Consider the following 23,053-nt stretch of genomic DNA (forward strand, 5'->3'; position numbering starts at 1 on the left):
TTAACCCTTCAGTCGCTCGGCATGCCAGGAGACGTGGTCGCGCGCGAACGTTGACACGAAATAATAGGAATGGTCGTAGCCTGCCTGCAAGCGGTAGGTATGAGCCGTCTTCGTTTCGGTCAATGCATCGATGAGCGCAGCGGGTTTGAGCAGTTCGTAGAATTGATCGCCTGCACCCTGATCAATCAGAACATCACCGGCCCAGCCCTTTTCCTTGACCAGAACCGTCGCGTCATGCGCTGTCCAGAGTGTCTCATCAGCTCCGAGATAGGCCCCAAGCTGTTTGCGGCCCCAGTCGGAAGCCGTGGGGTTTGCGATCGGCGCAAAGGCTGACAAGGACTGATAATGCCCGGGATATTTCATTGCCAGCGTCAACGCGCCGTGCCCGCCCATGGAATGCCCGGTGATCCCGTGATGCACGGAGACTGGGAAGTTCTCGGTTACCAGATCGCGCAATTCGCTGGCAATGTAGGTCTCCATCTGGAAATGCGGCGCCCATGGAATCTCTGTCGCGTTGACGTAGAAGCCCGCCCCTTGCCCCAGATCATAAGCCTCATCATTGGCAATGCCCTCGCCACGCGGGCTGGTGTCCGGAAAGACGACGGCAATACCAAACTCTGCGGCATGGGCCTGCAGCCCGGCTTTGGTCATGGCGTTTTCATGGGTGCACGTCAGACCCGACAAATACCAAAGACATGGCACGGGGCCGTCCTTGGCCTGCGGCGGAATGTAGACCGCAAAAGTCATTTCACAACCACAGGCTTCCGACATGTGGCTATAGACACCTTGGGTGCCGCCAAAAGACTTGTTTTCGGAAAGGGTTTTCATTGTCAGTCAATTCCAATCTCTGAATAGCCGCCTATCCAAAAGGACTTCTCCGGCCTTGCCTTGCCAGACCGGAGAGACGCAGCATGCGCGTCCCCGCTTTCGCAGGGACGACGCCTTGGCAAAATGTCGGCGGGTTACGCCAGACGTTCGATCAGTAAACCACCACAGAGCGGATCGATTCACCGGAGTGCATCAGATCGAACCCCTTGTTGATGTCTTCGAGAGGCATCGTGTGGGTGATCATTGGATCGATCTCGATCTTGCCGTCCATGTACCAGTCAACGATCTTCGGAACGTCCGTGCGGCCACGCGCGCCACCAAATGCGGTGCCTTTCCAGACGCGGCCGGTCACAAGCTGGAACGGACGGGTCGAGATCTCAGCACCAGCCGGAGCAACACCGATGATGATGCTCTCGCCCCAGCCCTTGTGGGCTGATTCAAGCGCCGTACGCATGACATTCACGTTGCCGGTCGCATCGAAGGTATAGTCGGCCCCACCTTTGGTGAGGTTCACAAGATACGGAACAAGGTCGCCGTCTACTTCACTCGGATTGACGAAATCGGTCATGCCGAAACGCTCGGCCATCTCTTTCTTTTCCGGGTTCAGGTCAACGCCGACAATCTGGTCGGCACCGGCAAGACGCAGACCCTGGAGAACGTTCAGACCGATGCCGCCGAGGCCGAAGACAATCGCACGCGAACCGATTTCCACCTTTGCGGTGTTGATCACCGCACCGATGCCGGTCGTAACACCACAGCCGATGTAGCAGACCTTGTCGAATGGCGCGTCCGGACGGATCTTCGCCAGAGCGATTTCCGGTACGACCGTGTAGTTGGAGAACGTCGATGTGCCCATGTAGTGCAGGATCGGGTCACCATCGAGGGTCGAGAATCGGGACGAGCCGTCCGGCATCAGGCCCTGCCCCTGTGTCGCGCGGATCGACTGGCAGAGGTTTGTTTTCGGATTGAGGCAATATTCGCAGGTCCGGCACTCCGGCGTGTAGAGCGGAATGACATGGTCGCCCGGCTTCAGGGTAGTCACACCCGGGCCAACCTCGACAACGACACCTGCCCCTTCGTGACCCAGAATCGCGGGAAACAGACCTTCCGGATCCGCACCCGACAGGGTGAATTCATCGGTATGGCAGATGCCGGTTGCCTTGATTTCCACCAGCACTTCAAAAGCGCGCGGGCCTTCAAGCCTTACAGTGGTGACTTCAAGCGGTTTTCCGGCCCCAACGGCCACAGCGGCGCGAACTTCCATGAAGGATCTCCTGATGTGTGTTTCCCGGGGAGAGTTAACGTCCATATCTGCAAATGCAAGAACCGATGCGGCATCCGCTGTCGGGATTGCGCTATTCGATGAAATCTACCCCGCCTGACACCTTGCAGGAAGCGCTGAAATCCATTGTTTCTCCGAGGGTTTGGTTAGTCTGGCACAATTCATCGCAGGCCGTAAGACACCCATGTCGCATTCAGACAAGCATGCGACTGAAACCTTATACGCAACCTCGACCCCAATCGCGAATATGCCTCCCAATGGACGAGACTCCGGCCGTGTCGCTAAAGTCGTCGTTCAATTGCGTATTGACCCTGACGGCCGGCCGAGCGGATTTATCCGATTTGCTTGCCGGCAACGTGCGGAGCCGCTGCTTCATGAAGCGATATTCCTTTCTGGAACTGGCGAAAAACGCCTTTTCCGCGCACCAGAACTGGGGCCGCCAGTGGCGCGCTCCGGAACCCAAGGCCGAATATGACGTCGTGATTGTCGGCGCCGGCGGGCACGGTCTGGCAACTGCCTATTACCTTGCCAAGGAACACGGCATCCGCAACGTCGCGGTCATCGAAAAAGGTTGGCTCGGCGGTGGCAACACCGGTCGCAATACGACCATCGTGCGCTCCAACTATCTGTGGGAGGAAAGCGCCGGGCTCTACAATCACGCAATGGGCTTGTGGCAGAACCTGTCCCAGGAACTGAACTACAACGTCATGTATTCTGCACGTGGCGTGATGATGCTCGCGCACACGGTTCACGACGTTCAGGTGGCACAACGCCATATTCACGCCAACCGTCTGGCAGGCGTTCAAAATGAGTGGCTGACGCCGGAAGAGGCAAAGGAATATTGCCCGCCTCTGAACATTTCAAAGAACATCCGTTATCCGGTCATGGGCGCAGCCTTGCAGCGCGTTGGCGGCACCGCCCGTCACGATGCGGTCGCCTGGGGCTATGCCCGCGGTGCCGATGCCCTGGGTGTCGACATTATCCAGAACTGCGCCGTCACCGGCATCCGCCGCGGCCAGAATGGGGCCGTCGAGGGTGTGGAAACGGTCAAAGGTTTCATCAAGGCCAAGAAGGTCGGTGTCGTCGCAGCCGGTCACACGTCTGTCGTCATGGACATGGCCGGCGTCCGGCTGCCACTGGAATCCTTCCCCCTGCAGGCACTGGTCTCCGAACCCGTGAAACCCGCCTTCCCGTGCGTGGTCATGTCAAACACGATCCATGCCTACATTTCGCAGTCCGACAAGGGTGAGCTTGTGATCGGTGCGGGCACTGACCAGTTCGTGTCCTATTCGCAGGCTGGCGGCATTCACATCACCAACCACACAATCGACGCGATCTGCGAACTTTTCCCGCATTTCCGGCGCATGCGCATGCTTCGCAACTGGGGTGGTATCGTCGACACGACGCCTGACCGTTCGCCCATCCTGTCGAAAACCCCGGTTCAGGGGCTCTACGTCAACTGTGGCTGGGGCACAGGCGGCTTCAAGGCGACACCCGGATCCGGCCATGTCTTCGCGCATACGATTGCCAAGGATGAGCCGCACCCGATCAACGCACCTTTCACCATCGACCGGTTCCGGACCGGCCGCCTCATCGACGAAGCCGCTGCAGCGGCCGTGGCCCACTAGGGGAGATCACAAGAATGCTGCTGATTTATTGCCCCTACTGCCATGTCGAGCGTGCAGAAACGGAATTTGCCTGCCGCGGTGAAGCCCATATCGCCCGACCGGCCGATCCGAGCCAGGCCACGGACGAGGACTGGGTGGAGTTTTTGTATATGCGCGACAATACCAAGGGTGTAGCCGCCGAGCGCTGGCGCCATATCCACGGCTGCGGACGGTTCTTCAACGCTGTCCGCGATACCGTCAGCGACAAGTTCCTGAAAATCTACAAGACCGGCGAACCGAAACCGGATCTTGAAGCGCTTGCCAAGGAGGCCGGCAAATGAGCCAGCCATTCCGTACTGAAAAAGGCGGCCGGATCGACCGCGCCGAGCAACTCACCTTCACCTTTGACGGCGAGGAAATGCAAGGCCACAAGGGCGATACCCTTGCCTCCGCGCTGCTTGCCAATGGTGTTCACCTGGTCGGTCGTTCGTTCAAGTATCACCGTCCGCGCGGCATTCTGACTGCCGGTTCGGAAGAACCGAACGCGCTGGTCGGGGTTTACCGCAACGGCGATCAGACGCCGAACCTGCGCGCTACACAGGTTGAGCTCTATCAGGGCCTTGAAGCCGTTTCACAGAATCGTTTTCCCTCGCTCGGGTTTGACATCGGCGCCGTGAACGATCTGCTTTCGCCGCTGTTTCCGGCCGGGTTCTACTACAAGACCTTCATGTGGCCGCATGCCTTCTGGGACAAGGTCTACGAGCCGATCATCCGTTCGGCGGCCGGCCTCGGCAAACCGCCGAAAAACCCGGATCACGACTTCTACGGTAACATTTACGCCCACTGCGACGTTCTTGTCGTCGGCTCCGGACCAACCGGACTTGCAGCGGCTCTGGCTGCGGCAGAGACCGGTGCGAAGGTGATGTTGGTCGACGAGCAGGCTGAATTCGGCGGTTCGCTGCTTTCTGAAGTCAGCGCAAGCATCGACGGAAAGGATCCTGCGGAGTTCGTTTCGGAAACCATCGCCAAGCTTGCCGCGATGGACAATGTCACTCTCCTGCCGCGGACAACGGCCTTCGGTTATTTTGCGCATAACTTCATTTCGCTGGCAGAGCGCATCACCGAACATTTGCCCAACCCGGATCCCAAACTGCCGCGTGAACGACTGTGGCAGGTGCGCGCCAAGGAAGTGGTGATTGCAGCCGGTGCGATCGAACGTCCGATGGTGTTTCCGGAGAATGACCGACCGGGCATTCTGCTCGCGGAAGCTGGAAGAACCTACCTCAACCGCTATGGAGTCAAAGTCGGCCACAAGGTTCTGGCGGCAACAGCCTGCGACAGTGCGTGGCAGGCGGCATTCGACCTTGCAGACCATGGTGTCGACGTAGCTGCCATCGTGGACATGCGCGAAACACCGCCTGAAAGCCTGGTTGCAATCGCTGAAGCCAGGGGCATTCGTGTCGAGGCAGGATGCGTTGTAACAGGAACTCTCGGTCGCAAGCGTGTCAAAGGCGCCTTGCTCGGCCGGATGATGACATCGGGACAGGTTGCCTCCGGTGGCCAGATTGCGTGCGATGCGCTTTTGATGTCAGGCGGCTGGACTCCGACCGTCAGCCTGTATTCCCAGTCTCGCGGCAAGGTCGTCTGGGACGCGGACAAGGGGGCCTATGTTCCCGGTATTTCCGTTCAGAAGGAACGTTCGGCAGGCGGCTCCAAAGGCCTCTACGGCCTGCAGGCAACGCTTCACGACGGCTATGCGGCCGGTGAAGAAGCAGCCAGGGCTGCAACCGGCAAGTCCGCCAAGGTGACCTATGTCACGGCAACAGGTGGAGAAGCCGGATCAGGCGGCATCCTCGGCGCCCTGCCCCACGATCGGAACGCTTCACGGGTCAAGGCGTTCGTCGATTATCAGAACGACGTTACCGCCAAGGACGTCAAGCTGGCCGTACGCGAAGGCATGCAGTCCATCGAGCATATCAAGCGCTATACCACCACCGGCATGGCCACCGACCAGGGTCGTCTTTCGAACATGAACGCCCTGGAGATCGCATCAGGGGCCTTGCAGAAGCCGGTAACGGATGTCGGGCTCACCACATTCCGCCAGCCCTACACTCCAACGACATTCGGTCTCTTTGCCGGTGTATCGCGTGGCGACTTCTTCGACCCGGTTCGCAAGACACCTTCCCATGACTGGGTGGTGGAGAACGGCGGCGTCTATGAGGACGTTAGCCAGTGGAAGCGCACTTGGTACTTCCCGAAGAACGGTGAAGACATGCATGCGGCGGTTGCTCGCGAATGCAAGACCGTCCGCGAAAGTGTCGGGCTGTTCGATGCCTCCACGCTCGGCAAGATCGAAATTGTCGGACCGGATGCGGCCGAATTCCTGGAGCGGATGTACACCAACCCGTGGAAGAAGCTGGCGCCCGGCCGCTGCCGCTATGGCCTGCTGCTCAATGACGCCGGTTTCATCACCGACGATGGTGTTATCGGACGCCTTGCGGAAGACCGTTTCCATGTAACCACCACGACCGGCGGCGCGCCGAGTGTGTTTGCGACCATGGAAGACTACCTGCAAACAGAATGGCCGGACCTCGATGTTTGGATCACGTCAACCACCGAACAGTTTGCGGTCGCCGCGGTTCAGGGACCGAAGGCTCGGGAAGTGATTGCGCCCTTTATCGAAGGTGTCGATCTTTCCGCCGATGCCTTCCCGCACATGAGCGTGAAGGAAGCGACCTTCTGCGGCGTTCCCTGCAGGCTTTTCCGGATTTCCTTCACCGGTGAACTCGGCTTCGAAATCAACGTTCCCCGTCGTCATGGCAAGATGATGTGGGAAACGCTCGCCAAGGAAATCGAGAAGCACAACGGCACCGTTTACGGAACGGAATCCATGCACGTTCTGCGTGCCGAGAAGGGTTACATCATCGTCGGTCAGGACACGGACGGTACCGTTACCCCGCAGGATGCCGGCATGAGCTGGGCGATCGGCAAGAACAAGTTTGACTTCGTCGGGAAGCGTGGCCTGGCCCGTACTGACCTTGTTGCTGACGGTCGGAAGCAATTCGTGGGCCTTCTGACGAAGGACCCGAAAGTGAAGCTGGAAGAAGGTGCCCAGATCACGACAGCCGAGAACCCCGCCACCGGCACGCCTGCGGAAGGTCATGTCACCTCGTCCTACTACAGTCCGGCGCTCGACCGTACGATTGCCCTCGCGATCGTGAAGAACGGCCACGCGCTGGAAGGCAAAACGCTCTATGTGCCGATGCCGACCGGAAGCATTCCGGTCGAGGTGACGAGCACGGTGTTCTATGACAAGGAAGGAGCACGGATCAATGTCTGAACTTCTGGCAAGCGATCTGATCACGCCGGACGCGGGTGAAACACCGCTCCTGAGCCTACCGTCGGTCTCCATCCTGAAAGCTGCGCCCATGACGCGACTTTCCCTGCGTTGCCGTGAAGCTGCGCAAAAGGAAGCCGGCACGGCATTTGGCGCCTCACTGCCGCTTTCTCCCTTGTCGAACTCCACTTCCGCCAAGCGGGCAGCGCTCTGGATGGGGCCGGACGAGTGGACATTGCTTGCACCTGAAGAAGACCTCAGGGCGGTGTTCGACGACATCGAAGAAAAGCTCTCAACGCATCCTCATGCCCTGGTTGATATCTCCGACCGGTCGGAAGCGATCATCGTCAGTGGCGACAAGGCTGCCTGGTTGCTCAACACCGGGGTCTTCATCGATTTCTCGCTTGAGGTCTTTCCGGTCGGCACAGTGACAAGGACCCTGTTTCACAAGTCTCCGGTGATGATCTGGCGGACAGGTGCGGACACATTTGTGGTGGAAGCCTGGGTTTCCTTCATGGACTACGTGGCAGGTCTGCTTGTCCAATCGGCTAAAGAGCTGGAAGCAGCCTGACCGGGGTCGGTGAAAACACCTGATTTTAACGAAACTTTGCGAGCCTCGCGGAACACATCGTTGCGCGAGGCTCGCTTTTATGTCCGAACAGGTTTCCAGAAAACTCCGGCTGGCGGAGCTGCTCGGCGCACTCAGTCACGCTTTGGACATCACGGAAGGCCAGCCGCGTGGTCACTGCGTTCGCTGTTGCTGGATCGGCATTCATATCGGACGACAAGTCGGGCTGACTGAAGCGCAACTCAGCGATCTCTATTACACGCTGCTTTTGAAGGACCTTGGCTGTTCAAGCAATGCAGCGAGGATCTGCGAGCTTTATCTCACCGACGACCTGACTTTCAAACACGACTTCAAGACGATCAGCGACAGCCTGCCTGCGGCCCTGCGTTTCGTGCTTTCTCACACCGGGTTGAAGCACGGCTTTGCAGAACGTGTGCGCGCCATCGTCAACATTCTTCAAAATGGTGGCGACATTGCAAACGAGATGATCGAAACACGCTGCACACGCGGTGGCGACATTGCCCGCCAGATGCATTTCTCGGAAACTGTCGTATCCGGAATTTACAGTCTGGATGAACATTGGGACGGCAAAGGACGGCCGCATGGCATCGTGGGCTCCACCATCCCGGTATTTTCCCAAATCGCCTTGCTGGCACAGGTCATGGATGTCTTTCAGATCAATGCAGGCGTACAGGGGGCCTTGCAGGAATTGAAGGAACGGGCCGGCAGCTGGTTCGACCCCGCCTTGGTGGCCGCAGCAGAAACCGTCGCAAGTAGTCCCCAGTTCTGGAACGCCTTGAAATCGGACAACCTCGACAAGATCGTCTACGGCCTCGAGCCCGCGCAGAACATTCGTTTTGCAGATGAGGAGCAGCTCGACGACATAGCCCACGGCTTTGCGCTCGTGATCGACTCCAAAAGTCCCTACACCGCCGGACACAGCGAGCGCGTAACGCTTTACACCGACATGATCGCAGAAGAGTTGGGTTACGGAATGCGTGACCGGCAGCTGCTGAGACGGGCGGCTCTCCTGCACGACATCGGCAAACTCGGCGTCAGCAACTCAGTCCTCGACAAGCCCGGAAAGCTCGATGACCTGGAGTGGGAACAAATCCGCATGCATCCCGTTTACTCCGACGAGATCCTCTCCAGGATCGATACGTTCAAGGACCTGTCGCCGATCGCGAGGGGGCATCATGAAAAACTGGACGGCCGCGGATATCCGGACGGGCTGACCACAAGCAGGATTTCGATGGAAACGCGCATTGTCACGACGGCGGATATTTTCGACGCATTGACCGCAGAACGGCCTTATCGTGGACCGATGCCGTTGCCCAAGGCACTCGGCATCATGGAAAGCGAAGCCGGCACAGCCCTGGATGCAAAATGTCTTGCTGCGCTCAAACGGGCGACGGAGCGCATGGAGCAGACCAAGGCTGCCTAAATTGGTCGCAAAGGCGGCCAAATCAACCTATTCCCCTTGCAACTTTTAACGTGAGGCCTTCACTCTGCGCCCATGCTGAAAATCGGTTCTTACAACATACAAAAATCAATAGGCGTCGATGCGCGCAGGCGGCCTGACCGGACACTCAAGGTTATCCAGGAACTGGACTGCGACATCCTAGCCTTGCAGGAAGCAGACAAGCGCTTCGGACCACGGGAAAGTACTCTCGACAGAGACACGATTCTTCAGGAAACGGATTACCGCCCCGTTCCGTTCGCGACGGGCGACAAGAGCCTGGGCTGGCACGGCAACGCTATTCTTGTTCGAAACTCGATCGGAATTCTCGACCATCGCCGGCTAGATCTGCCGACGCTGGAACCGCGTGGTGCGGTTGCTGTCGACCTTGAAGTTGCCGGTGAAAAAATTCGTGTGGCAGCCATGCACCTGAGCCTGATCGGTCACTTTCGAAAAAAGCAGATAACCTCGCTGATGCATCAGCTGCACGAGCATCTGGATTATCTGCCGACAGTGCTGATCGGAGACCTGAACGAATGGCGAGACACGGCAGGCAGCATCAAGCTGTTTGAAGAACGCTATGAGGTGACGACGCCGGGACGGAGCTTTCCCAGTCCCCTTCCCGTCGGCAGCTTGGACCGGATCATAACCAGCCCGGAATTCGTCGTCAGGCAGGCAGGCGTCCATAAATCGAAGACGGCACGCGTTGCTTCGGACCATTTGCCGGTCTGGGCCAACCTCACCCTGGAGCCGGCCGGACATCTAGCCGGTTAGAAATCGCCTTTATCAGGCAATCAGCTTGACCATGACGAAGTAAAGCCCGGCGGACAGGACGGCAGCAGCCGGAACGGTGACGACCCATGCGGCAACGATGGTCATGAAATGCGCCCGGCGTACCAAGTGACGGCGTGCCTGCTCCTCGCGATTGCGGACAGGCCGTACCACGTTGCCATTGCCTTGTTTCTGGTTCACGAAATCCAGGCGGCGCTTTGAACGTTCCGTATACCACTCCCGGAAGAACCCAACACCGAAGACAGCTCCCACGGCTATGTGCGTGGAACTCACGGGCAGTCCGAAACCCGAGGCAACAATCACCGTGATGGCAGCTGACAGCGAAACGCAGTAGGCCCGCATCGGGTTGAGCTTGGTAATCTGTTGGCCGACCATTTCGATCAGGCGCGGGCCGAACAACAATAGGCCGAATGAAATGCCGAAGGCACCGACTGCCATGACCCAGAGCGGAATGCTCACCTTGGCGGCGACGTCTCCGAGTTCCGCCGTGTGAACGATGGCGGCAAGTGGGCCCACAGCATTTGCAACGTCGTTCGCTCCGTGGGCGAAGGACAGAAGAGCCGCCGAGCAGACAAGCGGCACGGAAAACAGGATACGGAGAGACTGGTTGCGATTTTCCAGCCCTTCAGACTGACGCCTGATCAGCGGTCGCACGATCGCCCAGACCCCAAGCCCGACAACAACCCCAAGCAACAATGACATCGGCATGTCGATATGCACGATCTTCTTCAGGCCCTTCAGTGCCAGGTAGCTGGCAAAGGTTCCCGACATGACACCGATCAGAACCGGAACCCATTTGCGGGCAGCGGCGATTTTGTCGTCCTGATAGATGATGAAGGTCTTGATGAAGGCCAGGAAACCTGCAGCAACCAGACCGCCGAGGAACGGCGAGATGACCCAGCTTGCTGCGATACCGCCCATTGTCGCCCAATTGACCGCGCTGAAGCCTGCCGCCGCAATGCCAGCTCCCATGACGCCGCCAACGATGGAATGCGTTGTCGAAACCGGCGCACCGATCCAGGTGGCAAGGTTGATCCAGAGTGCTGACGACACCAGAGCCGCCATCATCGCTGCCATGAAGACATTGGCATCGGCCACCGAAGCGGGATCAATGATGCCCTTGGAGATGGTGCTGACGACGTCCCCACCTGCGATCAGGGCCCCTGCACTTTCAAAGACGGCCGCAATGATCAGCGCCGTCAGCAGTGTCATCGCCCGCGAACCGACGGCGGGGCCAACATTGTTGGCAACATCGTTGGCACCAATATTGAGTGCCATATAGGCGCCGATGGCTGCCGCAGCGACGATGATGACCGTTCCCGGTGCTCCCGACATGGAGGCACCGGCGCCAAGGGCACACAAGACAATAAAGACCAGCGCGATGCCCGGCGCAATCAAGCCACGTCCAAGAGACCCGGCGGCCTCTTCCATGTAGCTCAGCTTGTCGAGATCCTTGTCGAGGGTCGGCTTTTTCAAATTCGGCATGGGCGTTCCTGTCGGGAAGTCCTTTGAAGGCAAGTCTTGCAAGCCAAGCGTCATCTGGCGCCTGCCTTAAACAATCGTCCGAAAAGGTCAACCAAAACGGCCCTCATTGGCCAAAATTTCTTAGTTGGGTAAATTTTCCAGTTTGCGAAGCACCTTCACGAGGCCCGGATCGCCGGCAAGCCGCATGGCTTCCTGTATCGGAAGCCACCGGACGTCGCGCTCGTCCTTGTCGGGAAAACTGCTTGTCGTGCTTTCCACGTCGACAAGGAACACAAGAACTTCCGTCCTGAGCTGTAAGCCGCCTTCGCCGCCTTTGTGTGACTGAAAACTGGCAAAGGGTTTCTTCTGCGCATTTCCAATAACGCCTGCCTCTTCGAAAGCCTCCACCGCTGCGGTGTGGTGTGCTTTCAACGACATGATCGGCCAGCCTTTGGGAAGAATCCAGCGATGCGTGGATTTGGTCGTCACAAGCAGGACTTCCCGCTCCCCGTCGCGCAAACGATGGCACAACGCTGCGATCTGCAATCTCGAAGGGCGCCGGAACAACAGAAGCAGGTTCTGAAACCAGGAAGTCCGGGTGTCGATTGCTGAATAAAGCTGCGCCATGGTGCCCTTTCCGAAATGTTGGTGACACTCGGAAGATAAGGCCGGAACTCGGGCTTGTCCAGAAAATGCGCACTGTGTGCTGTTTGTTATCCGTCGAACTTGTTAGGGTAGAACGGAGTTCTCAGGAGAGAACGAGCTTGAGCGCCGTGAATAGGCCGGCGGCCAGCAAGGCTGAGGCGGGAACAGTGACAACCCAGGCTGCGATGATGGTGATCAGGCTTGATCGACGCACCAGGAGGCGTCTGCGACGCTCTTCCCTGTTTTTCATCATCTTGCGCGGTTTCATGACCCCGCCTTCCGCAACATACTTGTTGCGATACCATTCCCGGTAAAAACCCACACCGAACAGCGCACCAACCGCAATATGGGTGGACGATACCGGCAGCCCCGCACCAGAAGCCGTCAGCACGGTCGCGGCGGTTGCCAGGGTGATGCAAAAGGCACGTACGGGGCTAAGTTTGGTGATCTTCTTGCCGACTACAGTGACAAGCCGTCTGCCGAACAGCAGAAGGCCGGCGGAAATCCCGCATGCGCCGACTGCGCTCACCCAGATCGGCACTTCGGGATTGAGCGCCCCCAGATACCAAAATACGAGATCCGGAAAATCATTCGATTGGCTGAGAACGATGGCTGCCAGCGGCCCGATGGCGTTTGCAACGTCGTTGGCGCCATGGGCAAATGACAGCAAACCTGCCGCGACCATGAGCGGTACTGCAAAAAGGTTGCGCAAGGCGCGCGCACTGTTTTCCAGCGTAAGCGTTTGGGCGTGGATTACCCGGCAATAGATCCGCCAGACAACGAAGCCGACGGTGAGCGACAGCACGATCGCAAGCCATTCAGGAACAGAGATGAGCCGATCGGACGTTTTCAGCAGAATGTAGCCGGTGAAGGTCGCCCCCATGAGGCCCAGCAGTATCGGCAACCAATATCTGGCAGCTTTCAGCCGGTCCGGCGTATAGACGACCCTTGAATTGATAAAGGCCATGATCCCGGCCCCGACAAGACCGCCGAGCACCGGAGACAGAACCCAGGAAGCAGCAATTGTCGAAATGGTTGTCCAGTTGATGGCTGCAAAGCCGCTTGCCGCGATCCCGGCGCCGACAACACCGCCAATGATCGAATGGGTGGTCGAAACAGGTGCGCCGATCACAGTCGCGAAATTGATCCACAAAGCTGAGGCTGCCATGGCCGTCAGCATTGCCAGCGTGAATTCCGAACTGTTTCGGACATCGCTGGGGCTCAGGATATCTCCGGAAACGGTCGAGACGACATCCGCTCCGGCAAGCAATGCGCCCGCGCTTTCGCAAACGGCCGCAATCAGCAAGGCGCCGGTGAGGCTGACGACACGCGCGCCCACGGCAGGACCGACATTGTTGGCAACGTCGTTAGCGCCGATATTGAGCGCCATGTAGCCGCCAATTGCACTGGCGGCCACAAGGATGAGCATGTTGGAAAAACCGCTGGAAGACACCTGGAATGCGGCCACGCAGGCGCAGATCACCAGGAACACCAGGGCAAGACCCGGTCCGACAAGACGCCGGCCCATAGCCTCCGCCGCCTCACTGACAAAGCTGAACTTGTCGAGATCCTTGTCCAGAGCCTTCTTTTTCAGGTCCTTGTTGGTGAGCACCCGAACACGCCTCGCTATCCCTCAGGAAATGTCTAGCAAATTTGCGATTTGTGCTGCCGCAAAAACCGTCTCAGCGCCGGCTCTTCGGCGGCCTCGATTGCCTTCGAGAAGGGCAGCCAGACCCTTTTGCGTTGCCCGAGTTCAGGAAAGTCTTTCAACTGTTTTTCAAAACGGATCTTGAAGACAATCACCTTGGTACGGATCTTCAATCCGTCCGCAAGGCCCTTGTAGGACCGGAAGCTGCCAATGGCCCGCGGGTCGGCCGTGCCGACAATACCCGCTTCCTCATAGGCTTCGATCAACGCCGTTTCAAACGCGGGCTTGTCCTTTTCAGGCCAGCCTTTCGGCAAGATCAACCGGCCGGTCTCGCGGGTCGAGACCAGGAGAATTTCAGGCTCCGCCTCGCCCGGACGCACGCAAAGAGCCGCGATCTGCAGACGGAGCGGTTTGACAAACAAACCTGCAATACCGTGCAGCCACGATGCATCCCGCGCTGTCAGTGCCTTAGCGAATCCCATCTCCACACCTGTTGTTCTGGAACAGCAGGTGTATAGGGAGTTCCCTTAGGGACGTCTAGAGAAAAGTGCACTCGGTGCGCGCACATTTTTATTACAAATATTACAAGTCCGCTTCAGGCCGCCGAAACGGAAACGTGATCGGCAGTCCAGGCTCCCGGCCAAACTTCCGCCTTGCCGGACTTCAGGTCTCGAAGTTCGTTGAGGGGCACCGAAACGACAAGGAACGGTTCTTCTCCGTTGCTTCCGGAGGTCGCGGCTACCTCTGCGGCAACACCTGTAAAACCGAATTCCTCTTCACACGGCAAATACAGCGCCGCCCCGGAAACGTTGGTGTCGTTCTGCGTTGTGCCCTTTGATGTGCCGACAAGACCGCAAACGGCGACCGCGCACATGAGCTCAACCGCACGTGCCTTGGCACAGCCGAAGACACGGTGATAGCCGGAGAGTTTTTCCGTCATTGAAGGCACTAGCAGAAGATCGAGATCCAGCTTCGCCAGCAGGCTGCTGAGCGCCGGCATTTCGACATCCAGACAGATCAGGATCGCCATCTTCAATCCGTCGAGCTCGAACGTCTTCAGATCAGCTCCCGGCACCAGATGCCAGATCTCCGGATCCTGCTCAAACGGTGTGAGGCACAATTTGTCCTGACGGATCTCGCGCCCGTCGGCTGTCAGCAAAACGGCTGTGTTGGTGAAACCCGCAGGCGCCTGAACAGGCATCGATCCAGCCAACAGCGACACACCATACCTGGCAGGTAGTGGAGCAAGTATCGCGAGCAAGTCGGTGCCCACGTCCGCCAGGAACGCCATTTCCTGGTCAGGCAGCAGACCTTCGGGTTTGAACGCCAGGCAACATTCCACAAGATATTCAGGAAGCATCAGGAGCTTTGCACCCTCTCCCGCGGCGCGCTGCATTCCCTCTTCTATCTGTGCAGCAAAAGCTGCCACCGAAGCTGGAGCGCGGCTCAGGTTAAAGGACCAAAGTGCAATGGGATAATCTGTCATGGTGCCCGACGTCTCGATAACTAAGACGCAAGACTTAAAGGCAGCACGCAGAGCGTTTCAAGCCCTTGTCTGTCTTTCGTTCACCTGAACGTGGCTCGTCCGGTATTTCCGGAAGGTTCAATCGATGAACAGTCCGAGAAATGCTACCAGAACCATCAGAAATCCTGTTCCGACAAGGGCTGCTTTCGGCTCTTGCGGCAGGGCGGTGAGTTTTGCTGAACGTCTGACTTCCCGAATCCCTTTCAGGGCCCGGTCCGTACGCCTGTCTATTTCTTCGAAATAGGGCGAAAGCTCATTCTGAGCACGCATGCCTGATCCTCACGATTCCTTCGTGGGTTCAAACCTTATGCCCGGAGACTTAGCGTTTGGTTAATTCACGTTTACCTGCGCCGCATCAAAGGCGGGTTTTCTGCGGATCCGCGACATCGAGGATGCGCAGTTGCACCTTGGGTGTCCCCTGCCAGGTGTCGATTGACAGCGTACCTGCCACATGCAGCGACTGTCCCCGGCCCTGCAAAAGCATCTGACCGTGCGGTTTGTCGTCCGCCTTGAAGCAGATTGCCTTTAACGCAGTCCCGTCACCAGAAGTGATCGAGGCCCGGACATGTCCCTTCCCGACCACATCGGCGAAGGAAATCCGGTGGGCGGGAAAGGCAAACACCGGTTCAGCATGACCGGCACCATAGGGCCCCGCCTTTTCCAGCAATTCCAGAAGATCGAGATTTGCGCCCGTTGCCGTCAGCGCGGCATCAATCTTCAGTTCCCGGTTCGCACTTGCCGCCTCGACGTCGTCCTTCAGCACATCGTTGAAAAACGCTTCCAGGTCGGCGGTCTTCTCCCGCAGAACCGTGAGCCCTGCCGCCATGGCGTGCCCACCACCCTTTTCGAGCAAACCTTCGTCAACCGCTCTGCGAACGGCCTTGCCAAGGTCAACACCGGGGATGGAGCGCCCTGAACCTGTCCCCTTGCCGGTTTCATCAAAGGCGACCGCAAAGGAAGGCCTGCGGTGAGCTTCCTTGAGCCGAGAGGCAATCAGTCCAACAATCCCGGGGTGCCAATCGTCGGAACCGGTCAGGAGAACCGCCGGATCACGTGCCTGGATCGCCATTGCGGCTTCTGCGCCGGCCTGTTCCAGCATCACTGCTTCCATGGACTGACGTTCGGTATTGAGCTGGTCCAGCCGCTCGGCGATTGCCCGTGCTTCGTGCGGATCTTCCGTCGTCAGAAGGCGCGCGCCCAGTGCAGCGTCGCCAATACGTCCTCCCGCGTTGATCCGCGGGCCTATCAAGAAACCCAGATGATAAGGCGCCGGCTTTCCGCTCACACGCGCTGTGTCCGCAAGCGCAGTCAGCCCGTAATTGCGGCGTTGGTGCATCACCGCAAGGCCACGTGTCACATAGGCCCTGTTCAGGCCCTGCAACGGAACGACGTCGCACACGGTACCAAGCGCCACCAGATCGAGCAGCGCCATGAGATCCGGCTCCTGCCTGCCCTGGAAAACCCCGCGGCGTCGCAACTCGCGGTTCAGGCCGACAAGAAACAGGAACGTGACGCCGACAGCTGCCAGATGCCCCTGCCCCGACAGATCATCCTGCCGGTTCGGGTTGACGAGCGCCGCAACCGCCGGAAGCGTTTCGCCAACCTGGTGGTGATCGATGACCACGACGTCGAGATCGAGTTGCCGGGCAGTTTCAAAAGCTTCAAACGACGTGCTGCCGCAGTCGAGCGTCACCAGCAGATCAGCCCCGCCATGGCGAAGATGTTCGATGGCCGGACCGTTCGGTCCGTATCCTTCGATGATCCGATCCGGAATATGGATCACAGGGTCAAGGCCGAGCCACTGCAAGTATTTGGCGAATATCGCCGACGATGTCGCCCCGTCGACATCATAGTCGCCGAAGATCGCAATCTTTCGACCAGCCTGGACGGCATCCGCGACCCTTGCCACGGCGGCGTCCATATCGACCAGACCGGAAGGATCGGGCATCAGCAGCTTGAGTGAAGGTTCCAGGAAGCCGGTTGCCTCGTCGGCCTGAACGCCGCGCGCAGCCATGACTCGCGCCAGCACGTCCGGCAGTCCGTGAACCTGCGAAATCGCCATCGCGGTTCGCAGGTCAGCACCACTCAGGCGCTCGCGCCAGGCGTTGTCGTTTGCGGAACGGGCGACCCCAAGTACGAGCCGCCTTTCGTCTTCCCCGGATTGTCCCAGCATTCAGCCGCGCTTAGTCCAGATGAAACTTCTCAAGATCCGTATGCTGGGCCTTGATGTAGCGCACCGTCCCAGTGGAGGACCGCATGACAACGGTGTGCGTGGTGATGTGATGACGGCCGAAGCGGACGCCCTGCAGGAAGTTGCCGTCGGTTACACCCGTTGCGGCAAAAAGCACGTCCGGCCCGGCCATTTCTTCAAGCGTGTACTTCTTCTTGATGTCCTCGATGCCCATGCGATGCGCACGCTCGACCTGCTCGTCGCGCGTGATCACAAGACGAGACTGCATCTGGCCACCGATACAACGAAGAGCGGCCGCTGCAAGCACACCTTCCGGGGCACCGCCGATACCTGCGTAGATATCGATGCCGGTTTCGTCCGGATCGGTCGTGTGAATAACGCCGGCGACGTCACCATCTCCGATCAGGCGGATTGCAGCACCGGTCGCCCGGATTTCTTCAATCAGGCGGGCGTGGCGCGGACGGTCGAGCACGCAGGCGGTGACTTCACTGACCTTGACGCCTTTTTCCTTGGCAACAGCAGCAATATTTTCGGCAATCGGTGCGTCCAGATCGATCAATCCGGCCTTGTAACCCGGCCCGATGGCAATCTTGTCCATATAGCTGTCCGGAGCGTTCAGAAGATCGCCCGCCGGCGCCAATGCGATAACCGCCAGGGAGTTCGGCAGGTTCTTGGCGCAGATGGTCGTGCCTTCCAGCGGGTCGAGAGCGATGTCGACTTTCGGTCCCTGCTTCGTGCCGACGTTTTCACCGATGTAGAGCATCGGAGCTTCGTCGCGTTCCCCCTCACCGATAACCACAGTACCGTCGATAGGCAGGCGGTTCAGTTCGCGCCGCATTGCGTCCACTGCCGCCTGGTCCGCGGCCATCTCGTCGCCGTGACCGCGCAACCGGGCTGCCGACACAGCCGCTCTTTCACTGACGCGGGCCAGCTCGAGCGTCAGAATACGGTCCAGGCCGCTCGACGGTTGTTTATCAGTATTGGACATCAACATCTCCAGTCTCTCCCTCCGCAGGACGCCTCGGCGGGCACTCACTCGTCAGTTCAGTTTTTCAATGCGGATCATCTGAGGCTGTTCGGAAACTACCCCCTTGGACATGATCACGTCCAATGCCTCTTTGATTGCCACTTCAGTCGTTTCATACGTGATGAGGATGACAGGTTGAGGCAGGTCCGCATCAAATTTCACAGGAACGTCCTTATTTGCATGACGTTTCTGGACAATCGATTCCAGTGAAATGCCGGCATCGCCCATGCATCTGGCGATTTCGGCGAAAGCACCCGGCCGATCGAATACGGACAGGCGGATGTAATATCCGCCTTCATGAAGCCGCATGCGGGCACGTTGATAGCTGTTAAGTTCGGCAGCGGGCATGCCAAGAACGGGCGTTTCGTCGCCCCGGGCAATATCGGCGAGATCGGCCACGACGGATGACGCCGTCGCATTGCCGCCGGCACCCGGTCCGACGAGCACGATTTCACCAACGAAGTCACCGTCGACAGCCACAGCATTCAGGACGCCGTCGATCCGAGCAATCGCAGAGGACTTCGGCACCATGGTCGGATGAACACGTTGCTCGATGCCCGTATCAGTGCGTTGGGCAACGCCCAGCAGCTTGATGCGAAAACCGAGTTCGTCCGCGGCCTGAATATCGGCGGTCGTGATCGAGGTGATGCCCTCGACGTAGATGTCGTCGCTCGAGATTTCCGTGCCAAAGGCAAGACTGGTGAGGATGGCAAGTTTGTGGGCGGTGTCATTACCTTCGATGTCGAAGGTCGGATCCGCCTCCGCATAACCGAGGCGCTGTGCATCCGACAGACAATCCTGAAAGCTGATGCCTTCTGCCTCCATCCGGGTCAGGATGTAATTGCAGGTGCCGTTCAGGATACCGTAGATGCGGCTGATATCGTTGCTGGCCATGGATTCGCGCAGCGTCTTGACGATCGGAATGCCTCCGGCAACGGCTGCCTCGTAGTTGAGGCAGGCGTCGTTGGCCTCCGCCAGCACTGCCAGCTCAACGCCATGGCGCGCAAGCAGCGCCTTGTTTGCTGTCACGACATGAATGCCACGCGCCAGAGCAGCGCGCACGCTTTCCTCAGCCGGGCCGTTGTCGCCGCCGATCAGTTCGACAAAAATATCGACATCTGCCGTCCGGGCCATTTCCACCGGATCGGTGAACCATTCGAATGCCGAGACATCGATGCCCCGGTCACGGGTCCGATCACGTGCACTGACCGCTGTCACGGTCACTGCTCGCCCGGTTTTCGTTGCAATCTGTCCGCCGTGTTTTGAAAGGAGCTGCACCACGGCCGCCCCCACGGTGCCAAGGCCAGCGATGCCTACCTTCAATGCGTCTGCCATACGGAAATGAGTCCAGTTCTTATCAACCTTTGGTCCCGAGCGGGATGACGTTGTGCAGCTTTTGATCCGCAGTTTCAAGGAAGCGGCGGATATTTCTGGCTGCCTGACGCAGTCTTTGTTCGTTTTCCACCAGTCCGATGCGGACGTACTCGTCTCCGTGTTCACCGAAACCGATACCTGGTGCGACGGCAACTTCCGCCTTTTCCAGTAGCAGCTTGGAGTATTCCAGACTGCCGAGCGCCCGGAACTTCTCAGGGATCGGTGCCCAGCAGAACATGCTGGCTTCCGGTGCCGGAATATCCCAGCCGGCCCTGCCGAAACTGTCGACCACCACATCGCGGCGCTTCTTGTAGATTTCGCGGGTTTCACGGATGCAGTCATCCGATCCGTTCAGGGCCGCGGTTGCTGCAACCTGAATGGGTGTGAAGGCGCCGTAATCGAGATAGGATTTCACCCGCGACAACGCAGCAATCAGCCGCTCGTTGCCGACAGCAAAACCCATGCGCCACCCCGGCATGGAGAAGGTCTTCGAAAGTGACGTGAATTCGACGGTGACATCCATGGCACCCGGCACCTGCAGAACCGATGGCGGCGGTGTCGCACCGAAATAGATTTCGGAGTAAGCCAGGTCAGACAGGATGAAGATGTTGTGCTTGCGAGCGAATGCGACCACGTCCTTGTAGAAGTCGAGATCCGCGCAATAGGACGTCGGGTTTGCCGGGTAGCAAAGAATGATTGCGATCGGCTTCGGCACGGAATGGATCACCGCGCGTTCAAGCGCATCGAAGAACGCCGGGCCCGGTTCCGCCGGAATGTTGCGGATCGAGGCGCCAGCCATCAAGAAGCCGAAGGTGTGAATCGGATAGCTGGGATTGGGGCTCAGAATCACATCCCCGGGTGCGGAGATGGCCTGCGCCATGTTGGCGAAGCCTTCCTTGGAGCCGAGTGTCGCGATCACCTGGGTATCGGGATCGAGTTTCACGCCAAACCGGCGACCGTAATAAGCCGCTTGTGCCTTGCGCAGGCCTCCGATGCCCTTGGATGCGGAATAGCGGTGCGTGCGTGGATCCTGCACGACTTCGGTCAGCTTGTCGACAATGTGCTTCGGTGTCGGCAGGTCAGGGTTGCCCATGCCAAGATCGATAATGTCCGCTCCCGCCGCGCGCGCCTTCGCCTTCAAACGGTTCACCTGTTCGAACACATACGGCGGCAGCCGCTTGATCTTATGGAATTCCTCCATGACGCGAATCCTTGCGAGTTGACAGTATCAGCTGCGCTCCCTTGCCGGGCGCGGCGACGGCGCAGCGGGGCTCTTTTAGCAGTCCGGATAAAAATACGCACCCGTCTTTGCGTCGCTAGCCGACTAAATTTGTAGCGTTTTTTAGAACATGATTGCTTTGGCAGTAGTCCTCGTCTGCCCGAGCTCCACTAACGGCTTAAATGTCCTACAAATCGTGGTGTGCAGGAGCAAAAATCTGGCGAGGAGTGAATGGCAAGGGAGCAGTAAGCGGACCGCCTTCCGGAGCCGGATCCATCAATCCATTGTGCCGGGCGTGTCGCGGCGATCAAAGAAAGGAAGAAGTCAGGCCGCCTTTTTCCGAAGCACGGAAAAACCGGTTCTTTTTGCGTCCTTGATAAGCCGGCCATTGGGCGCAAGATCCATCGTGACGATTTGTGCGCGGCCCTGTTTCTTTGCCCTGTGCAGGCCACCTTCGGCAGCTTCCATCGCACGCTCCAGCGGCGTGGAAACGCTGGCACTCACCAGACCGACGCTCGCTGTCACCATCAGCCGGCCGCCAGACGCTTCCTGACATTCCAGCCCGAAACGCCTGCAGATTCTCTGAGCAGTCAAATGGGCGAGTTCCTTGTTGCCCTCCGGCAGGAACACGGCGAATCCGGCGCCGCCTACCCGCCCTGAAATGGCGTTTTCGACCAGGGTATCCTTCAAGATGCGCGCGAATAGCTGCAGGAGCGCATCTCCCATCGCCTGACCGAAACGCTCGTTCACCGATTTGAACTGGTCCATGTCAAACAGGATGAGGCTGTAAATGCCCTTTGGGGAGGAGTTCGAAGCGATCCAGTCCTCCGCATCGTTGAGAAACGCCCCGCGGTTCGGCAGAGCTGTCAGGTCGTCCTGAAGAGCCTGCTCCCTGAAACCGTGCAAGGATCGTTCGATGACCATGGAAGCCGGCAGGACGATCGTCATGATGATCGAAAACAGAACGGTGATCAGGTAGGTGCTCATGAACCCTTCCGTGAACGTCGACTGGAAGGACGGGAACAGCAGTATGTTCTGGTGAAAGGTAAACCACATGAATCCCGCGGTTTCGACCAGCGTTGTCATGCCAAGCATACGTGCTGAATAGAGTTTCTCCCGATTTTCGAAGAACGCCATCCAAACGACCCAGAGACCACTCAGGATGAGCACCGACTGAACATAATTCACCCGGGTGAGGAAGTTGTCCTGAAATTCGGGAAACTGGCATAGAACGAGCCAGGCAAACGCTATCGTTGCGAACACCCAGACATGACCGCTGCGGCCCAGGAACACGGCGAAGCCGCTTCGCCTCAGGCCGGTCCCGAGAATGACCAGGAAATTAGCGGCAACGATACTGAAAAGGTCCGGAATTGTCCCGCGAAATGCCAGGAGAACCGTCCCGCAAGCCGCCAGAAACATTCCTGCAGACCACAGGGCGAGGCTTCTCGAACAGGCAACGCTCCGTCCGGGCCAGAACATGTAAAAAAGGAACAGGATGACGCTACCGGCAAACTCGGCAATCATAATGCAGGTAAACAGTGTCGGTGTATCGAGCGTCATGAAAACAAAGGCCTTGCGATCAAGGCTTGCAGCCTAGACCGCCAGTCGTAAAGGAAAGATTTAATCCGTATATTTATCAATATTTTATCTTCTTTAGCCACCTCACATCATCCGCATATGTATTGGGCATCGTCCCCTGCGTCACTCAGACGCAAGTGTTTCCAGATAGGCCTGCGTCTCTTGCCTCTCCTTCGGATTGATGAGGCCGGAAGACTCGCCGGGATTGACGATTGCACCATAGCCTTTCGGTGCCGGGACGTTGCCTCTCCCCTGCCCGGGTTCGGTTTTCAGCGCATCAAGCAAGGGTGTCCCTGGCCCGACGGCGCATGCCGACAATCCAAAGGCGAGAAGCAGGCACCCACCCAGTGCCAGCACGTTCCGCATGCAGCTCAACCGATCCTCCACCACTTTGTTTCCTCGTCCATCCGATCGTCACAAATTTCCACTAGCCAGAGGGCCTGAACGTGGATTGAAATCCAATCGACGGAGACGTTACCTTGTGTCATAAATAGCCGATAGTTCAAAAT

At 58.4% G+C, this 23,053-nt stretch carries 20 protein-coding genes; 6 read left to right on the plus strand and 14 right to left on the minus strand.

Annotated elements, in window-relative coordinates:
- A complete protein-coding gene (fghA, locus tag Q666_RS52465) occupies positions 1-828 on the minus strand; it encodes an S-formylglutathione hydrolase (protein WP_022999394.1) in 828 nt (275 codons plus the stop codon).
- Between the two features lie 151 nt (positions 829-979).
- Positions 980-2,092: an S-(hydroxymethyl)glutathione dehydrogenase/class III alcohol dehydrogenase gene (locus Q666_RS52470; protein WP_022999395.1), complete on the minus strand. Its 1,113-nt coding sequence runs from the start codon at positions 2,090-2,092 to the stop codon at positions 980-982.
- Between the two features lie 392 nt (positions 2,093-2,484).
- Between Q666_RS52470 and Q666_RS52475 the strand changes: the two genes are divergently transcribed.
- The 6 genes from Q666_RS52475 to Q666_RS52500 all read left to right on the plus strand — a co-directional run bounded on the left by Q666_RS52475 (position 2,485) and on the right by Q666_RS52500 (position 9,855).
- Positions 2,485-3,738, plus strand: coding sequence for a sarcosine oxidase subunit beta family protein (locus tag Q666_RS52475; RefSeq protein WP_031268788.1), 1,254 nt, complete (start codon positions 2,485-2,487; stop codon positions 3,736-3,738).
- A gap of 14 nt (positions 3,739-3,752) precedes the next feature.
- Positions 3,753-4,058, plus strand: coding sequence for a sarcosine oxidase subunit delta (locus Q666_RS52480; protein WP_022999397.1), 306 nt, complete (start codon positions 3,753-3,755; stop codon positions 4,056-4,058).
- On the plus strand, positions 4,055-7,057 hold the full coding sequence (locus tag Q666_RS52485) for a sarcosine oxidase subunit alpha family protein (protein ID WP_022999398.1): 3,003 nt from the start codon (positions 4,055-4,057) through the stop codon (positions 7,055-7,057). The genes Q666_RS52480 and Q666_RS52485 overlap by 4 nt, the downstream gene beginning before the upstream one ends.
- On the plus strand, positions 7,050-7,625 hold the full coding sequence (locus Q666_RS52490; protein WP_022999399.1) for a sarcosine oxidase subunit gamma family protein: 576 nt from the start codon (positions 7,050-7,052) through the stop codon (positions 7,623-7,625). Before Q666_RS52485 ends, Q666_RS52490 begins: the two co-directional genes overlap by 8 nt.
- Before the next feature lie 79 nt (positions 7,626-7,704).
- The gene (locus Q666_RS52495; protein WP_022999400.1) at positions 7,705-9,066 is read left to right on the plus strand and encodes an HD-GYP domain-containing protein; all 1,362 of its coding nucleotides are present in this window, start codon (positions 7,705-7,707) and stop codon (positions 9,064-9,066) included.
- Positions 9,067-9,138: 72 nt separating this feature from the next.
- Entirely contained in the window at positions 9,139-9,855 is a 717-nt protein-coding gene (locus Q666_RS52500) for an endonuclease/exonuclease/phosphatase family protein (protein ID WP_022999401.1), read from the plus strand.
- Between the two features lie 12 nt (positions 9,856-9,867).
- Here the strand turns inward: Q666_RS52500 and Q666_RS52505 are convergent, their stop codons facing one another.
- The 12 genes from Q666_RS52505 to Q666_RS52560 all read right to left on the minus strand — a co-directional run bounded on the left by Q666_RS52505 (position 9,868) and on the right by Q666_RS52560 (position 22,919).
- Positions 9,868-11,358, minus strand: coding sequence for an inorganic phosphate transporter (locus tag Q666_RS52505; protein ID WP_031268789.1), 1,491 nt, complete (start codon positions 11,356-11,358; stop codon positions 9,868-9,870).
- A gap of 120 nt (positions 11,359-11,478) precedes the next feature.
- Entirely contained in the window at positions 11,479-11,964 is a 486-nt protein-coding gene (locus tag Q666_RS52510) for an NUDIX hydrolase (RefSeq protein ID WP_022999403.1), read from the minus strand.
- Positions 11,965-12,085: 121 nt separating this feature from the next.
- Positions 12,086-13,594: an inorganic phosphate transporter gene (locus Q666_RS52515; protein ID WP_022999404.1), complete on the minus strand. Its 1,509-nt coding sequence runs from the start codon at positions 13,592-13,594 to the stop codon at positions 12,086-12,088.
- Between the two features lie 32 nt (positions 13,595-13,626).
- Entirely contained in the window at positions 13,627-14,112 is a 486-nt protein-coding gene (locus tag Q666_RS52520; protein WP_022999405.1) for an NUDIX hydrolase, read from the minus strand.
- A 113-nt stretch (positions 14,113-14,225) separates the two neighbouring features.
- Positions 14,226-15,116 carry a nitrilase-related carbon-nitrogen hydrolase gene (locus tag Q666_RS52525; protein ID WP_022999406.1) on the minus strand — a complete coding sequence of 297 codons (891 nt, stop codon included), beginning with the start codon at positions 15,114-15,116 and terminating at the stop codon, positions 14,226-14,228.
- 117 nt (positions 15,117-15,233) lie between these two features.
- Complete coding sequence (locus tag Q666_RS52530; protein ID WP_022999407.1) at positions 15,234-15,425, minus strand: hypothetical protein; 192 nt, start codon at positions 15,423-15,425, stop codon at positions 15,234-15,236.
- 85 nt (positions 15,426-15,510) lie between these two features.
- Complete coding sequence (recJ, locus tag Q666_RS52535) at positions 15,511-17,328, minus strand: single-stranded-DNA-specific exonuclease RecJ (RefSeq protein ID WP_022999408.1); 1,818 nt, start codon at positions 17,326-17,328, stop codon at positions 15,511-15,513.
- A 10-nt stretch (positions 17,329-17,338) separates the two neighbouring features.
- On the minus strand, positions 17,339-18,334 hold the full coding sequence (gene glpX, locus Q666_RS52540; protein WP_022999409.1) for a class II fructose-bisphosphatase: 996 nt from the start codon (positions 18,332-18,334) through the stop codon (positions 17,339-17,341).
- 51 nt (positions 18,335-18,385) lie between these two features.
- The gene (locus Q666_RS52545; protein WP_022999410.1) at positions 18,386-19,708 is read right to left on the minus strand and encodes a homoserine dehydrogenase; all 1,323 of its coding nucleotides are present in this window, start codon (positions 19,706-19,708) and stop codon (positions 18,386-18,388) included.
- 22 nt (positions 19,709-19,730) lie between these two features.
- Positions 19,731-20,948, minus strand: coding sequence for an LL-diaminopimelate aminotransferase (locus Q666_RS52550; RefSeq protein ID WP_022999411.1), 1,218 nt, complete (start codon positions 20,946-20,948; stop codon positions 19,731-19,733).
- A gap of 342 nt (positions 20,949-21,290) precedes the next feature.
- Entirely contained in the window at positions 21,291-22,526 is a 1,236-nt protein-coding gene (locus tag Q666_RS52555) for a GGDEF domain-containing protein (protein WP_022999412.1), read from the minus strand.
- A gap of 141 nt (positions 22,527-22,667) precedes the next feature.
- Entirely contained in the window at positions 22,668-22,919 is a 252-nt protein-coding gene (locus tag Q666_RS52560; RefSeq protein ID WP_152506738.1) for a hypothetical protein, read from the minus strand.
- Positions 22,920-23,053: the final 134 nt, after the last annotated feature.

The organism is Labrenzia sp. C1B70, from assembly GCF_000475395.1.
In the GTDB taxonomy this organism is placed as follows: Bacteria; Pseudomonadota; Alphaproteobacteria; order Rhizobiales; family Stappiaceae; genus Roseibium; species Roseibium algicola.

What these genes read in the sequence shown, in the direction of transcription:
- Q666_RS52500 (WP_022999401.1), top strand. Translation starts at nt 9,139, where the DNA reads ATGCTGAAAATCGGTTCTTACAACATACAAAAATCAATAGGCGTCGAT.
- Q666_RS52490 (WP_022999399.1), top strand. Translation starts at nt 7,050, where the DNA reads ATGTCTGAACTTCTGGCAAGCGATCTGATCACGCCGGACGCGGGTGAA.
- recJ (WP_022999408.1), bottom strand. Translation starts at nt 17,328, where the DNA reads ATGCTGGGACAATCCGGGGAAGACGAAAGGCGGCTCGTACTTGGGGTC.
- fghA (WP_022999394.1), bottom strand. Translation starts at nt 828, where the DNA reads ATGAAAACCCTTTCCGAAAACAAGTCTTTTGGCGGCACCCAAGGTGTC.
- Q666_RS52555 (WP_022999412.1), bottom strand. Translation starts at nt 22,526, where the DNA reads ATGACGCTCGATACACCGACACTGTTTACCTGCATTATGATTGCCGAG.
- Q666_RS52550 (WP_022999411.1), bottom strand. Translation starts at nt 20,948, where the DNA reads ATGGAGGAATTCCATAAGATCAAGCGGCTGCCGCCGTATGTGTTCGAA.
- Q666_RS52510 (WP_022999403.1), bottom strand. Translation starts at nt 11,964, where the DNA reads ATGGCGCAGCTTTATTCAGCAATCGACACCCGGACTTCCTGGTTTCAG.
- Q666_RS52470 (WP_022999395.1), bottom strand. Translation starts at nt 2,092, where the DNA reads ATGGAAGTTCGCGCCGCTGTGGCCGTTGGGGCCGGAAAACCGCTTGAA.
- Q666_RS52475 (WP_031268788.1), top strand. Translation starts at nt 2,485, where the DNA reads ATGAAGCGATATTCCTTTCTGGAACTGGCGAAAAACGCCTTTTCCGCG.
- glpX (WP_022999409.1), bottom strand. Translation starts at nt 18,334, where the DNA reads ATGTCCAATACTGATAAACAACCGTCGAGCGGCCTGGACCGTATTCTG.
- Q666_RS52530 (WP_022999407.1), bottom strand. Translation starts at nt 15,425, where the DNA reads ATGCGTGCTCAGAATGAGCTTTCGCCCTATTTCGAAGAAATAGACAGG.
- Q666_RS52495 (WP_022999400.1), top strand. Translation starts at nt 7,705, where the DNA reads ATGTCCGAACAGGTTTCCAGAAAACTCCGGCTGGCGGAGCTGCTCGGC.
- Q666_RS52525 (WP_022999406.1), bottom strand. Translation starts at nt 15,116, where the DNA reads ATGACAGATTATCCCATTGCACTTTGGTCCTTTAACCTGAGCCGCGCT.
- Q666_RS52545 (WP_022999410.1), bottom strand. Translation starts at nt 19,708, where the DNA reads ATGGCAGACGCATTGAAGGTAGGCATCGCTGGCCTTGGCACCGTGGGG.
- Q666_RS52485 (WP_022999398.1), top strand. Translation starts at nt 4,055, where the DNA reads ATGAGCCAGCCATTCCGTACTGAAAAAGGCGGCCGGATCGACCGCGCC.
- Q666_RS52480 (WP_022999397.1), top strand. Translation starts at nt 3,753, where the DNA reads ATGCTGCTGATTTATTGCCCCTACTGCCATGTCGAGCGTGCAGAAACG.
- Q666_RS52505 (WP_031268789.1), bottom strand. Translation starts at nt 11,358, where the DNA reads ATGCCGAATTTGAAAAAGCCGACCCTCGACAAGGATCTCGACAAGCTG.
- Q666_RS52520 (WP_022999405.1), bottom strand. Translation starts at nt 14,112, where the DNA reads ATGGGATTCGCTAAGGCACTGACAGCGCGGGATGCATCGTGGCTGCAC.